Source organism: Lactobacillus sp. LL6, assembly GCF_007570935.1.
Taxonomy (GTDB): Bacteria; Bacillota; Bacilli; order Lactobacillales; family Lactobacillaceae; genus Lactobacillus.
Genome location: NZ_VLLR01000001.1, coordinates 1588077 through 1600558, shown reverse-complemented (window position 1 = coordinate 1600558; position 12482 = coordinate 1588077). Strand labels below are relative to the sequence as shown.

The 12482-nt window shown below is 29.7% G+C and carries 20 protein-coding genes; all 20 read left to right on the top strand.

Annotated elements, in window-relative coordinates:
• The first annotated feature begins 105 nt into the window (after positions 1-105).
• The 20 genes from FOD82_RS07700 (at position 106) to pfkB (ending at position 12446) form a co-directional block, all read left to right on the top strand.
• Positions 106-402 carry a bacteriocin immunity protein gene (locus tag FOD82_RS07700; RefSeq protein ID WP_144355850.1) on the top strand — a complete coding sequence of 99 codons (297 nt, stop codon included), beginning with the start codon at positions 106-108 and terminating at the stop codon, positions 400-402.
• Positions 403-489: 87 nt separating this feature from the next.
• Entirely contained in the window at positions 490-732 is a 243-nt protein-coding gene (locus FOD82_RS07695) for a hypothetical protein (RefSeq protein WP_144355849.1), read from the top strand.
• 542 nt (positions 733-1274) lie between these two features.
• Positions 1275-1493, top strand: coding sequence for a hypothetical protein (locus FOD82_RS07690; RefSeq protein ID WP_242450207.1), 219 nt, complete (start codon positions 1275-1277; stop codon positions 1491-1493).
• 170 nt (positions 1494-1663) lie between these two features.
• On the top strand, positions 1664-1810 hold the full coding sequence (locus FOD82_RS07685) for a bacteriocin (RefSeq protein ID WP_144355848.1): 147 nt from the start codon (positions 1664-1666) through the stop codon (positions 1808-1810).
• A 50-nt stretch (positions 1811-1860) separates the two neighbouring features.
• The gene (locus tag FOD82_RS07680; protein ID WP_144355847.1) at positions 1861-3144 is read left to right on the top strand and encodes a GHKL domain-containing protein; all 1284 of its coding nucleotides are present in this window, start codon (positions 1861-1863) and stop codon (positions 3142-3144) included.
• Positions 3122-3889 (top strand): LytTR family DNA-binding domain-containing protein, encoded by a 768-nt coding sequence (locus tag FOD82_RS07675; RefSeq protein ID WP_144355846.1) that lies wholly within the window; start codon positions 3122-3124, stop codon positions 3887-3889. The genes FOD82_RS07680 and FOD82_RS07675 overlap by 23 nt, the downstream gene beginning before the upstream one ends.
• Positions 3890-3898: 9 nt before the next feature.
• Positions 3899-6052 carry a peptide cleavage/export ABC transporter gene (locus tag FOD82_RS07670; protein ID WP_144355845.1) on the top strand — a complete coding sequence of 718 codons (2154 nt, stop codon included), beginning with the start codon at positions 3899-3901 and terminating at the stop codon, positions 6050-6052.
• Between the two features lie 8 nt (positions 6053-6060).
• Positions 6061-6687: an HlyD family efflux transporter periplasmic adaptor subunit gene (locus FOD82_RS07665; RefSeq protein WP_144355844.1), complete on the top strand. Its 627-nt coding sequence runs from the start codon at positions 6061-6063 to the stop codon at positions 6685-6687.
• 180 nt (positions 6688-6867) lie between these two features.
• Entirely contained in the window at positions 6868-7059 is a 192-nt protein-coding gene (locus tag FOD82_RS07660; RefSeq protein WP_144355843.1) for a class IIb bacteriocin, lactobin A/cerein 7B family, read from the top strand.
• Positions 7060-7179: 120 nt separating this feature from the next.
• Entirely contained in the window at positions 7180-7338 is a 159-nt protein-coding gene (locus FOD82_RS07655) for a class IIb bacteriocin, lactobin A/cerein 7B family (protein WP_144355842.1), read from the top strand.
• A 92-nt stretch (positions 7339-7430) separates the two neighbouring features.
• Positions 7431-7622 carry a hypothetical protein gene (locus tag FOD82_RS07650; protein WP_144355841.1) on the top strand — a complete coding sequence of 64 codons (192 nt, stop codon included), beginning with the start codon at positions 7431-7433 and terminating at the stop codon, positions 7620-7622.
• 32 nt (positions 7623-7654) lie between these two features.
• Positions 7655-8017 (top strand): hypothetical protein, encoded by a 363-nt coding sequence (locus tag FOD82_RS07645; protein WP_144355840.1) that lies wholly within the window; start codon positions 7655-7657, stop codon positions 8015-8017.
• A gap of 107 nt (positions 8018-8124) precedes the next feature.
• Positions 8125-8499, top strand: coding sequence for a hypothetical protein (locus FOD82_RS07640; protein ID WP_144355839.1), 375 nt, complete (start codon positions 8125-8127; stop codon positions 8497-8499).
• A gap of 107 nt (positions 8500-8606) precedes the next feature.
• The gene (locus FOD82_RS07635) at positions 8607-8819 is read left to right on the top strand and encodes a hypothetical protein (RefSeq protein WP_144355838.1); all 213 of its coding nucleotides are present in this window, start codon (positions 8607-8609) and stop codon (positions 8817-8819) included.
• 65 nt (positions 8820-8884) lie between these two features.
• A complete protein-coding gene (locus tag FOD82_RS07630; RefSeq protein WP_144355837.1) occupies positions 8885-9262 on the top strand; it encodes a hypothetical protein in 378 nt (125 codons plus the stop codon).
• 10 nt (positions 9263-9272) lie between these two features.
• On the top strand, positions 9273-9626 hold the full coding sequence (locus FOD82_RS07625) for a hypothetical protein (protein WP_144355836.1): 354 nt from the start codon (positions 9273-9275) through the stop codon (positions 9624-9626).
• A 530-nt stretch (positions 9627-10156) separates the two neighbouring features.
• Positions 10157-10336 carry a hypothetical protein gene (locus FOD82_RS07620; RefSeq protein ID WP_144355835.1) on the top strand — a complete coding sequence of 60 codons (180 nt, stop codon included), beginning with the start codon at positions 10157-10159 and terminating at the stop codon, positions 10334-10336.
• 93 nt (positions 10337-10429) lie between these two features.
• Positions 10430-10618, top strand: a complete 189-nt coding sequence (locus FOD82_RS07615) for a hypothetical protein (protein WP_144355834.1) — start codon at positions 10430-10432, stop codon at positions 10616-10618.
• A gap of 159 nt (positions 10619-10777) precedes the next feature.
• A complete protein-coding gene (locus FOD82_RS07610) occupies positions 10778-11530 on the top strand; it encodes a DeoR/GlpR family DNA-binding transcription regulator (protein ID WP_144355833.1) in 753 nt (250 codons plus the stop codon).
• 1 nt (position 11531) lies between these two features.
• The gene (gene pfkB, locus FOD82_RS07605; RefSeq protein WP_144355832.1) at positions 11532-12446 is read left to right on the top strand and encodes a 1-phosphofructokinase; all 915 of its coding nucleotides are present in this window, start codon (positions 11532-11534) and stop codon (positions 12444-12446) included.
• Positions 12447-12482 lie beyond the last annotated feature (36 nt).

Below are 12482 nucleotides of genomic sequence, written 5' to 3'. Positions count from 1 at the left end.
TAAATTAATAATATCATTAAATGATAAATAATCAAGAAAATAATTAATTTTGGTTAATTAACTTAGTTGGTAGTAGAATTGAGTTAGATATTAGGAGGTATAATTATGAGAAAACCTGATGAGGGTGTGGGGATGCACCAAGACCTCACCCCGGAAAACAATGAATTTATGACTAAGTTAAGATGGATGGTTAATCGTGATCCAGATTTATTAGGAAATAAAGATATAATGAAGTTTGTTGAACTTGCTCTCTTTAAAGCAAGTAAAAATGAACCCAGAGATGAAATTGCTAAAGAACTTGATGAAGAATTGTCAGACTATTTAGTTAAGACTGATTTTAAGGCGCCAGCAGGAGTTAAGAAATTGCAGGCAGAGCTTAAGAAATATACTGAAGTTTTATAGTGAAAGAAGTGCTGTAGTAGGCGCTTTTTTTGTTGTAAAGATTTTTTTCTATCGTTATAATTATTGCAAAACTAATTGGAGAAAATAATGAGAGATTTCATCTTAGCCGTTATTGGCTTTATAATTATAATCTTAATGCTTGCAGCAATCCTTGCACTTCCTAAAACACTAAAAGCAAAACAGGGTTCTGATTATATTTATGTCTATTACAAAATAGAAAATGGTAAACGCAAAAAGTATGAAATAAAATTTGAATCATTTTGGCAAGTTTATTGGAGATGTTGGGTGAAAGTTTTAGCTGGATTTGTTAACATGACAATTCCTTTATAAAAATAATGGACTGAAAGCAAAATCAGTCCAAAAATAAGCAAGATTGGTCCATTTTTATAAAAAGAACAGTTTATTTGTTAGCATTAACAGTAGTAGAAACGAAAAGGATAAAAATGTATAAAAAAATTATGTCTATAATTGCTCCACTAATAACTTTAACTTTGGGATTAAATGACTTAATTTATATATTAAATGGATATTCATTTATAGATAGCTTTATTAAATTTATTGGATTTTCAAATGGATTATCCTCGGTCCCTTATGCAATTAAATTGTGCATTAGTATAATATTAATATTTATAATGCTAAAATATGATTATATTTTTATTAGAGATAAAAACAAAAATTATAGATAGTGAAAGATAAAAGTGACTTTTAAGATGTTAAAAATTATTTTTGAATTAATATTAGCTTTTGTAGCAATATACTTAATTTCAGGTGGATGGATTGAAAATGTAGTTGAGTGGATTAAAAGAAATTCTATAAGTATAAAAAGTTTTTGGAAATATCAGATTAATAAATTTAAATAGAGGACTTGTATTATGTTACTGGGAAAAATCGGTATTGTAGTTATTGGCTTATTAACTATTTTAGGTGGCATTTTTACTTTTCATGAATCAAATAAATATTTTGCTTTAATAAAAACAAAAGGCACTGAAAATTTATTTTCTAGCTTAGGTTTATGGTCGGGATATGTATTTGGAATTTTAATAGTATTTTTAGGAATTGGTTTTATTTCTGCAGCATTTATAGTTAATTAAAAATAATATATTCAAAAATCAGTCAAACCATAAAAAGTTAGACTGATTTTTATCTTTTAATGCAAAATCAGTCCAAAAATGAGCAAAATCGGTCCACTTTCACAAAAGTAGAGTAAAACATGATATTATTTTTGTTGAAAAAAGTTAAGGATTTCAGAAAGAAAATTATTATGAAAAAGAAAACTGTAAAAAAGCAAGTTGTTAAGTTAACTGAAAAAGAACTTACTAAAGTTGTAGGTGGTAGAGGAGTAAGTTCAAGAATGTCAAAAAATAAATTCGCTCATGATATTTATAAAAGGATATTTAAGTGGAAGTAAATTATACCTTAGATGCTTTTATAGGCATCATTACAAGTTTTTTAGACATTGTGTACTTTCAAAAGATTACACAAGTCAAGCTAGATTTAAAACATAAAGGATTTCTTTTATTAATTGTTCTAATAGTTGGAGAGATTATTAATGAAAGTGTATCGGGAGCATTATCTACATTTTTAGCCGATATGTTTGTTCTTTTAGGATTGTTACTTTTGTATAAGAATAAATTAAACATTAATCTCTTAGTAGGTAGTTTGATTACTGTGTACTTTTTAGATTTAATGTTGGACTACATTAATTCAATTATTACTAGCTTAAGCAATTCGCTATATGTTCAGGATTTTAGTACGATTGTTTTAATTGCACTAGAGTATTGTCTTATATTTAAATATCATTCATTTTTTAAAGAACAATTAACTAATAAAAATAAAAAAGTTTTTATTTCCTTATTGATTTACTTATATATAATTGAGACCATTATAGGAATAATTTTGGGTAAAAGCAAAGTTATTCCACCAGTATCCAAGTTCTTAGCTGAAACTTTATTGATTCAAGGTGGATTTGCGATAGTAATATATATTTCACTAATAAGGTTACAAAAAAATATTCTGAACAAACAGCAACAAGAAAAATTACAAGAAGAACTACTCCAACAAAAGGAATATGCTGAAACTTTAGAAAAAGAAGAAGATAGTTTGCGTAGATTTCGACATGATTACAAAAATATGCTAACAGCTGTGAAGTACAGTGTTAAGAAGGGCAATTACGATGAAGCAATTGCTGAATTAGATAGATATTCAGAAGAAAATCTAGATAAAAATGCTTTGTTAAAATATAAAGATGTTAATCATGTAAAAGATGAATATGTTAAGAGTCTTTTAATTGCAAAAATATCTAAAATGGCAAACGATGGTATTAAATATAATTTCGAATGTCGAAAAGATATTCCATCTTTATTAGAAGATATTGAAAAACTAGACTTAATTCGTATATTAGGAATAACGATTGATAATGCAATTGAAGAAAACGAGAAGATTTTAGCTGCTTCTAATAAAAATGATACGGATATTCAGATAATGATGAATACATCAGAAGACGTTAAGTTAGAATTTGAAATTAGAAATAAAATTTTAACTGATGATATAAGTTTAGCCCAAATGAAGAAGCGCGGATATACAACTAAGAAAGATCATGATGGTGTAGGCTTAGCCAATATTGAGCAGATAAAACAAAAATATCCTGCAATGGAGATTTCATACAGTATTGAAGATGGATATTTTGACTTTTATATGGTAATTGAAGAGGATGAGAATTATGACGAAGATAATTATTTGTGATGATAATGAACACTTAGCTAATCAATTAGCAGACCAAGTAAATATTACTCTTCAAAATATTAAAGATGATAATCAAAAATATGAACAACTAGATACTGAAATTGAAGTATTTACTGATTCTTTGAGGCTTATTGGTTATACCGAAGTTGTGGATGTATCTCGTGCTATTTTTTTCTTAGATATTGAACTTAATCAGAATCAAAATGGTGTAGATATTGCTGAAAAAATTCGCAAAAATAATCCCGATGCACAAATTATATTCGTAACTGCATATGATAAGTATGCTCCATTAACTTATCGTAAGCGAATTGGGGCAATTGATTATATTAATAAAGTAGATTCTGAGAATGTCTTACCTCGTTTAAATGAAACTATTATTAATGCACTTAAAAATTTAGAAATAGCTAAAAAGAATGAGGGTAAATATTTTATTTATCAAATTAGACGCAGAACCCAACGACTTCCTCAATCAGAGGTTATCTATGTTATGAATAGTGGAATTCAGCACAAAGTTGTAATGGTTCATAAACATGGTGAAGCTGAATTTCGTGGAAATGTTAGCAAAATAGAAGCTGAAAATCCATTCTTAGTTAAAGTATCTCAATCTTGTTTAATTAATCCTGAAAACATCAAAGAAATAAATACTCTTAAAAGAACAATTATAGTTTCAAATGAAGAAACGATTAATTACACTAGAACATATTCTAAGGTTGTTAGGAGTTTGAAGAAGAAGTTAGAAAAATAGGAAATATTTATGCTGTTCAAATATAAATCAATCTATATCCCTCAAGTAGATGAAGCTGATTGTGGAGTAGCGTGCTTAGCAATGATTCTTAAGCAGTATCATTCTCGGGTGTCTCTTGCACATCTGCGACATTTTGCTCAGACCAATTTAGATGGAACAACTGCTCTAGGACTTGTGGAGACTGCAGAGCACTTTAATCTTAAAACGGATGCTATTAAGGCAGATATGTCGCTGTTTGACCTTGATGATATTCATTATCCTTTTATTGCTCATGTGTTAAAGCAAGGTGAGTTGCTGCACTATTATGTAGTTCTTAAAAGCGATAAGAATTATATTACAATTGCTGATCCAGATCCTGATAGAAGAGTAGTAAAAATGCCACGAGCTACTTTTGAGCAAGAATGGACTGGCATTGCACTATTAATGCAACCTAATGAAGATTTTAAGCCGATTAAAGAAAAGAAAAATAATCTACTGTCCTTATTTCCTTATATGTTCAAACAAAAGCGACTAATGATGAATATCATCTTAGCCGCTATTTTAATGACCATTATTAGCATTTCTAGTTCATATTTTTTACAGGGAATAATCGATACTTATATTCCTAGTAGAACTTATCAAACTCTATCTATTTTGGCGATTGGTTTATTAATTGCATATATTTTTAATTCGATTTTCTCTTATGGACAAGATTTGCTTTTAAATATTTTAGGTCAAAGATTAAGTATTGATCTTAACTTGCGTTATATTCGACATATTTTTGAATTGCCAATGGAATTTTTTGTAACGCGTAAGACTGGTGAAATTACTTCTAGATTTTCTGATGCAAGTAGAATTATTGATGCATTAGCTAGCACCGTTATTTCTTTGTTTCTTGATCTTTCAATTGTGATTGTAATGGGAATAGTGCTTGTAATTCAAAACGTTACTTTATTTGTTATTACACTTATTGCATTACCTTTTTATGCAATTGTAATTTTAGGTTTCACTAAGAAATTCGATAAATTAAATAATGAGCAGATGGAGAGTAACAGTGTAGTTAGTTCATCTGTAATTGAAGATATCCAAGGTATTGAGACTATTAAGGCGCTTAATAGCGAAGAAGTCCGTTATCGCAGGATTGATAGTCAATTTGTTGATTATTTAAAAAAATCGTTTAAATATAGTAAAACTGAAAGCTTACAGACAGCTCTTAAAACATTTATTCAACTTTCTCTTAATGTAGTAATTCTTTGGCTTGGTGCAAAGATTGTAATGAATGATCAGTTAAGTATCGGACAACTGATGACTTTTAATGCATTACTAGCTTACTTTATTGATCCCTTACAAAATATTATTAACTTACAGCCTAAGCTTCAATCAGCAAATGTTGCCCAAAATCGTCTTAATGAAGTTTATTTAGTTGAGAGTGAGTTTAAAAAGTCAGGTATTACTGATATTAAGAAGTTAGACGGCTTAATTAAATATAACCATGTTAATTATTGTTATGGATATGGACGAAACATCCTTACTAATATCCACTTAACCATTAAACCAAATGATAAATTAGCAATTGTTGGTATGAGTGGTTCTGGAAAATCTACAATGGTTAAGTTATTAGTAGATTTCTTTTCTCCGACTGCTGGAGAAGTGACATTAAATAATATCAAGACTACAGATATTGATAAGCACACTTTGCGTTCATATGTGAATTATGTACCGCAAAGTCCATATATTTTTTCTGGAACTATTAAGGAGAATTTATTATTAGGTAGCAGAGAAAATATTACAGATGAAGATATATTTAGAGCTTGTCAATTAGCAGAAATTGAACAAGAAATTATGAATCTACCGCTTAATTTTGATACTAAGATGGATGAAAATGCCAAGATTCTTTCAGGTGGTCAAAAGCAGCGTTTAACGATTGCTCGCGCATTGTTGTCTCCAGCGCAAGTATTAATCTTTGATGAAGTAACTAGTGGATTAGACACAATTACTGAGAAAAAAGTAGTTGATAATTTGATGAAACTTGATAAGACAATAATTTTTATTGCTCATAGATTAGCAATTGCAGAAAAGACTAATAATATTATTGTAATTGATCATGGTGAAATTGTTGAAAAAGGAACCCATGATGAGTTGATAGAAAAACATGGCTTTTATTATGAGTTGGTTAAGAACTAGGAGTAAAAATGAAAAGACAAGAGTATGAAAGTAATAAATTCTATTCTACTAAGTTCAAAAGTTTATCAACGATTATTATTTTGCCAGCAGCTATTTTGGTTTTCATCTTATTCATTGGGTCTTTTTTTGCAATTAAGCAAAATACTGTAACAGCTATAGGCTCAATTGAACCTAGAAAGGTAATAAAAACTAAATCCCAGTATTCTGAAGGACAAATTGTTAAAAAGAATAGTAAAGTTAAGTTAACTTCTGGCAATATAATTAAACTTCAAGAAGATAATATTGCACATTTAGATAGTAATGAAAAGTATTTAATTCCAAAAATTAAGGCAAACAAAAATTTGCATGTTGTTATGTATTTTCCAGAAAGTACTATTCCTTTAATTAAAAAAGGACAAGATGTACAAGTAAATATTGCAGCACAAGCTGGCACTACAAGATTAAGTGGAAAGATTGAAACGGTGACTGTTTATCCTACTGTAGTGAAGAAGCATAATATGTATAAAGTTGTAGGTAGTGTAAGAACTAAAAATGTAGAAAATTTGCGATATGGGATGCAGGGTGAAGCAACTATTATTACAAGTAAAGTAACTTATTTTGAATATTTAAAAGATAAATTAATAAATAAAAGATGAACTTTAAGCTAATACAGTCATTTTGATTGTATTAGTTTTTTTGTAAATATACTGATTCTGCACTTTAATGTAAAATCAGTACAAAAATGAGCAACTTTGGTTCACTTTTACTATTAAGGTAAGTAAGTTGGTATTATTAATCTTGTAAATAAGAGATGTAAAAATAGGAGGATTCAAATTATGAATAAGTTTGAAACAGTTGATGTTGCAGAATTATCAGAAAATGACTTAAAAAGAGTCACTGGTGGTTTTATTCCTGTGGCTGTTTGGGCAATTTGGGGCGGAGCTGCAGCAGCTGGATTTTCAGGTGGAATAGCTGTAGGTTTGAATAAAGTGAATCGTATAAATGACAGTAAAAAGAAAGGAAAGTAAAATGGATTCATTTTATAAATATAGGTACTGGATCTTGTTTACAGTACTATTTATTATAGGCTTTCTTAGTGGAATAGCTGTAGGATTAAATTATGTCAATCATTAAATAAGGAGATTAATATGGAAACAGTTAATACAACTAAATTTGTAAAATTATCGGAAAACGAATTATTAGGTATACACGGTGGAATTGCTCCCATACTGATTGGAGTAGGAATAGTTGGTGGTTTAGGTGGTGGCTTTGCGGCCGGCTATGGTTTAGCAAGAGCTTTTGGATAAAAATATTATGTTGAGTAAAAAATATGTAGAGTAGATATTTTTTATATTACTTACATATTTTTTATTTATTATAAAAGGAAGTTTTAGGGGTTATGCTTAATAATGAAAAAAAGATTACTAAAATAGTTGGAACATTGGTTGCAGTATATGGAATAATTTTAATCCCATTAATTGGTATGGATAACATCTCACAGTTTCGGTTAGGTGCTATTGCTTTATTAAGTGTAGGAATGATAATTTCTGTAATTATTGAAATCAAAAAAATAAATAAGGAATTTGATTAGAGAAAAATGCTCAAAAGAAAGGTTTAAACAAAATGACTTCAACAAAACCAAATATCATAAAATGGTTATGGATAGATAGTATTTCAATTTTGATATGGACGCTTTCTTGCATTTCGTTAGATGGATTACAAAAACTAAATAGTGAGATTGGTATATACTTGATAATTCTTACAGTTGTATCATTTATCTTGGTTGCCTTAGGGATGAGCAATTTAAAATTAAGAAATAAATTAGCTAAATATATGACTAATTGGGCTACATTAGTATATTTTGCTTATGTAATTTATATTTCATTTGACTATGGTCAAAAGTTTGATATTAAAAATATTATTGTAACAATAATATTTTTAATAGTAGAAATTGGATTAGTTATATTTAATTTTAAAAGAAAGTAAATTATTGTTATAATTATTTTCTCTTTAATAGTGACTTTTAATTAAAGACCTCAAAACTAATTAATTTGGTTTTGAGGTCTTTGTTAAATATTCTGTTAGGTATAAAAATGAAGCTTAAACAACAAGAAATTAAAGAATATTCTTGGATAAATAGTTTGGGAATATTAATTTGGACATTTGGATATTGCGCAAGTCAGGGATTACAAAAATTAAATAGTGAGATTGGAATATGTTTATTAATTCTAATGGTATTGCCAATTTTTTTATCGATAATGATAACAATCAATTCAAAAATAAGAAAATATGTAGCTAATAATACATCTAAAGAAATGTGGACTTTATATTGGTTTTATGTTGTAATTATTTGCTTAAATTATAGGCATGATTTTAGATTAATTAACATAGTTATTACAGTAATTGCTATGATTTTAGAAATACTGTTGTTCCATTCTTTAAAAGATGCAAAATCAGTCCAAAAGTAAGCAAAATCAGTCCATTTTGACAATTCTGATCAAATATTTAGTATAATAACTGTGAAAAACTAAATAAGTTCCTATATTTTTTGAATGAAATAAACGAGGTATTCATCATGGAACATATTATTTATTTAATTATTGGTATTATTGTTGCAGTTGGAGGAGTTTATGCTTTTAAGCGAACTCAAAGTTATTTGAAGTTAAATACTACTCGAGGCAAGACAACTGATAATCAGTTCTGGGGTTTTGCTTTATGGGCAGGCTACATTAGTGGAGGAATAATGATTCTAGCAGGCATTATTCTTGTGTGTGTAGGAATCTTTTAGATTAATGATCTTGAGGTGAGATTGCCCCAAGATTTTTTTGTAATAGCGAGCTTAAAGGGAAAAATATGGAAAATAAAAAGTTTAGTATCAAGATTTATCTAATTACAATGGTAATTTCTATAGTTGTGTTGAGTTTATTTTTATGGCTAGTTGGTGGTGCAGAACTAGCGTATTTTTCAGATACTAAGAAAGTATTAATTAATCTGGGAATGTCGTTTGGATTTAGTTTGTTCTTCGTACCATTAATAGTATTTAGTATTTTTAATTGGAAGAAAAGCGACAGTTTTTCAATCAAAGGTAAATTCGTAGAATTTTTAGTTGTATTTTTAGTCATATTAATGCTGGATTTCTTATGGTCGCATTTTTTAGGTGGAGAACCTATAACTTGGAGAAGCATAGTTATCGCTATTTTAGGATCGTTAGGAATGACATTGATTTTTTAAGGAGAAAATTATGGCAAAGCAAAAGAAATTATATTTAGCAATCAGCGCTACTGCGTTAGTAGTTCTATTATTATTGATTTTTTCACCAAATGGTATAGTACGCTTAATTACACCAACTGGAATTGGAGCTGCAATTTTCTTATTAATAGGTTTTGTAATTTCACTGATGTTTGCATTAAATGAAAATTGGCAAGTAAATATTAAAAATTATCGAGGAACGCTTGTATTGTATGCACTATTAACTGCATTAATGATTACAAAATACGGTACTCAAATGAGTAGAAGTAGTGCTGTTGCAACTTTCTTAGCAATAGTCTGCTTAATTAATGCGGCAATTTTAGAATACAGAAAAAGCCGTGAATAATTATTTCCTAGGAAATATGCAAAATCAGTCCAAAAATGAGCAAGATCAGTCCACTTTTACATTTTTGACCATTTTTCAAGTAAAATAATCAAAAAAGGAGAGGATAAAATGTTAAATTGCGTATTAAGTGGATTCATGATGCTTAGAAGAGGATTTGAAAAAGTTGATTTCGATTTTTCATCTTTAAAAATCACAGATCAAGATATAAAAAATATAATTATAGTTTTTGGAATACAAATAATTTTCATACTGGGACTATTTTGGATTGGAAGGAAAATGTAACAATGGGTGAATGGATTGATATTATTTTGCAAGTAGTAATTGAGTGTGGTGCAGAAGTTCTAGGCGCTATTTGGGATAAACTTACCAAATAGGAAGCAAAAATGACAAAATGTGAGTGTTTTGACTGCAATTAGAAATTGTTTGTTACAATGAAAAACAGTTGACAAAAGACTAGCTCTATATTACTGTATTATATAGATAGTACAGTATATAAAAAGGGATACATAACAGATTATGGAGGGGTAGAAATGCTTTACATTTTATACATTATTATTGGAATTTTGATTGTGCTAGGTGTTAATATTGCAGTTACTGCATTTTGGGCAATCCATGATACTTATAAGTATAGAAATGAAGACAAACTAGACTTCCAAGATAGCTTCAAGAAGTACTTTGCTAAGAATAATAATTTACCAACTAAGATGTAAGATTTGTTTAATTTTTAAGTCTAAATATTTGTCCTTCTTTCTCAAACGCGCAATACTTAAGGTAGAGCTTTTGATAGAAAGAAGGATTTTTCTATGAGTGAAGTTAAAGATTACATTGAAAAAAGAAGAGATAGAAGCAGTGAAAAGAGACAAGAGTTTGTTTCTAAAATGAAGGAACTTGAAAAACTTAATCTTAAAAGAGATGAATTAGTTGCTAAAATGAAGAAAGAATTTGGCGATAAGTTTACCGATGCTGAGATGGAAGAACTCTTGAGAAAATAATTGAATATCGAAAATCCGTTAGAGCATGAATGTTCTAGCGGATTTTTTTGCGCTTTTTTGAAGTAAAATGAATTATTTTGAACAAAAATGAATAAAGCTGAAGAAAAGTGATTGATTTTAAAGTTGAAACCGTCTACAATATTAAGCGAGGTGAAAAAAATGCTGACCGAAGAACGTCAAGCCCGTATTGCAGATTACATTAATCAAAATGGTCTATGTAAGGTTTCGGAGCTTTGCAAATTAACTGATACTTCTGAATCAACTATCAGACGTGATTTGATTCAGATGGAGAAGCAAGGGATGCTCAAGCGAGTTCATGGTGGTGCTCGATCAGTTAAGTCATTCTCTCGTGATGTGTCGCAGCATGTACGTTTTAGTTTGAATCATGAAGATAAACTGAAAGTTGCACGCTTTGCGGCAGAACACTTTGTTCATAGTGGTGATGACATCTTTATTGATGCTGGAACAACTACTTATGAAATGGTGCCATTTTTAGCAGGAATTGCTGATTTAACAATTGTAACTAACGGTGTTGAAACAGTTTTATGCAGCTTAAATCATGGTATCAATACAATTTTAGTTGGCGGTAAGATTAAGGATGATACGCATGCCAGTGTTGGACATAGTGCTCAGGACCAAATCAAGAGTATGAATTTTACAGCAAGTTTTATTGGAACCAATGGCATAGATAAAGATGGTAAATTATCTACGCCAGATCCTGAAGAAGCTGCAGTAAAGCGTACTGAAATTGCTCAAGCTGAACATGCTTATGTTTTGGCAGATAAGTCAAAGATAGGTGAGCAGAATTTTGCTGTTTTTGGCAATATAAAAGATACGGTACTTATTACGAATAAACTTAATCAACGTGAAAAAGCGGCTATGCCAGCCGATATAAAAATAGAGGAGGTATAAGATGATTTATACTGTCACTGTTAATCCAGCACTTGACTATGTTATGCAACTTGAAAAAGTTAATGCTGGTGAAGTCAACAGAACAAATAATTATTCATTTTTAGCAGGAGGTAAGGGAATCAACGTTTCTCAAATCCTCAATCAATTAGATATTGATAATACTGCTTGGGGCTTTGTTGGAGGCTTTACTGGAAAAGAATTGATTCGTCAATTGAATCAAAAGAGAATTGTTAGCGATTTTGTTACTATTTCAGATGTAACTCGTGTTAACGTTAAGATTCATGCTCAAAAAGAGACTGAAATCAATGCAGCTGGTCCACAAATTACTGATCAAGAAATTACTGCATTTAAGTCACGTTTAAGTGATCTTAAGAAAGGCGATATTGTAGTAATGAGTGGTTCACTTGCTCCAAGTTTGCCAACTAATTTTTATCAAGAACTTCTTCCTACCATTAAGGAAGCTGGTGCAGAATTTGTTGTTGATACTACTGGTCAAGCTCTTCTTGATACGTTGGAATACAAGCCATTAGTAATTAAACCAAATCACCATGAATTGGCAGATCTTTTTGATACTACTTTTGACTCAAGTGATGTAATGCTTGAATACGCACAAAAACTTCTTAAGATGGGTGCACAAAACGTTATGATCTCTATGGCTGGTGATGGTGGCTACTTGTTAACTCAAGATCATGTTTACCATGCAAAAGCTGCTGTAGGTACTGCTGTTAACTCAGTTGGTGCAGGCGACTCAATGATTGCTGGTTTTGTTGGTACTTACTTTAAGACTCATAACCCAGAAGAAAGTTTCAGAATGGGTATGGCTTGTGGTGCAGCAACTGCATTTACTAAGGATATTGCTGTTAAGAGCCAAATTGAAGCAGTCCTTCCACAAATTAAAGTAGAACAAATTTCCTAGGAAATAATCATATAAAAGAGAAGAAAGGTTTAGATA

Excerpts from the sequence above, each read along its gene's own strand:
- FOD82_RS07700 (WP_144355850.1), top strand. The coding sequence starts at position 106 with ATGAGAAAACCTGATGAGGGTGTGGGGATGCACCAAGACCTCACCCCG.
- FOD82_RS07695 (WP_144355849.1), top strand. The coding sequence starts at position 490 with ATGAGAGATTTCATCTTAGCCGTTATTGGCTTTATAATTATAATCTTA.
- FOD82_RS07690 (WP_242450207.1), top strand. The coding sequence starts at position 1,275 with ATGTTACTGGGAAAAATCGGTATTGTAGTTATTGGCTTATTAACTATT.
- FOD82_RS07685 (WP_144355848.1), top strand. The coding sequence starts at position 1,664 with ATGAAAAAGAAAACTGTAAAAAAGCAAGTTGTTAAGTTAACTGAAAAA.
- FOD82_RS07675 (WP_144355846.1), top strand. The coding sequence starts at position 3,122 with ATGACGAAGATAATTATTTGTGATGATAATGAACACTTAGCTAATCAA.
- FOD82_RS07670 (WP_144355845.1), top strand. The coding sequence starts at position 3,899 with ATGCTGTTCAAATATAAATCAATCTATATCCCTCAAGTAGATGAAGCT.
- FOD82_RS07665 (WP_144355844.1), top strand. The coding sequence starts at position 6,061 with ATGAAAAGACAAGAGTATGAAAGTAATAAATTCTATTCTACTAAGTTC.
- FOD82_RS07660 (WP_144355843.1), top strand. The coding sequence starts at position 6,868 with ATGAATAAGTTTGAAACAGTTGATGTTGCAGAATTATCAGAAAATGAC.
- FOD82_RS07655 (WP_144355842.1), top strand. The coding sequence starts at position 7,180 with ATGGAAACAGTTAATACAACTAAATTTGTAAAATTATCGGAAAACGAA.
- FOD82_RS07650 (WP_144355841.1), top strand. The coding sequence starts at position 7,431 with ATGCTTAATAATGAAAAAAAGATTACTAAAATAGTTGGAACATTGGTT.
- FOD82_RS07645 (WP_144355840.1), top strand. The coding sequence starts at position 7,655 with ATGACTTCAACAAAACCAAATATCATAAAATGGTTATGGATAGATAGT.
- FOD82_RS07640 (WP_144355839.1), top strand. The coding sequence starts at position 8,125 with ATGAAGCTTAAACAACAAGAAATTAAAGAATATTCTTGGATAAATAGT.
- FOD82_RS07635 (WP_144355838.1), top strand. The coding sequence starts at position 8,607 with ATGGAACATATTATTTATTTAATTATTGGTATTATTGTTGCAGTTGGA.
- FOD82_RS07630 (WP_144355837.1), top strand. The coding sequence starts at position 8,885 with ATGGAAAATAAAAAGTTTAGTATCAAGATTTATCTAATTACAATGGTA.
- FOD82_RS07625 (WP_144355836.1), top strand. The coding sequence starts at position 9,273 with ATGGCAAAGCAAAAGAAATTATATTTAGCAATCAGCGCTACTGCGTTA.
- FOD82_RS07620 (WP_144355835.1), top strand. The coding sequence starts at position 10,157 with ATGCTTTACATTTTATACATTATTATTGGAATTTTGATTGTGCTAGGT.
- FOD82_RS07615 (WP_144355834.1), top strand. The coding sequence starts at position 10,430 with ATGAGTGAAGTTAAAGATTACATTGAAAAAAGAAGAGATAGAAGCAGT.
- FOD82_RS07610 (WP_144355833.1), top strand. The coding sequence starts at position 10,778 with ATGCTGACCGAAGAACGTCAAGCCCGTATTGCAGATTACATTAATCAA.
- pfkB (WP_144355832.1), top strand. The coding sequence starts at position 11,532 with ATGATTTATACTGTCACTGTTAATCCAGCACTTGACTATGTTATGCAA.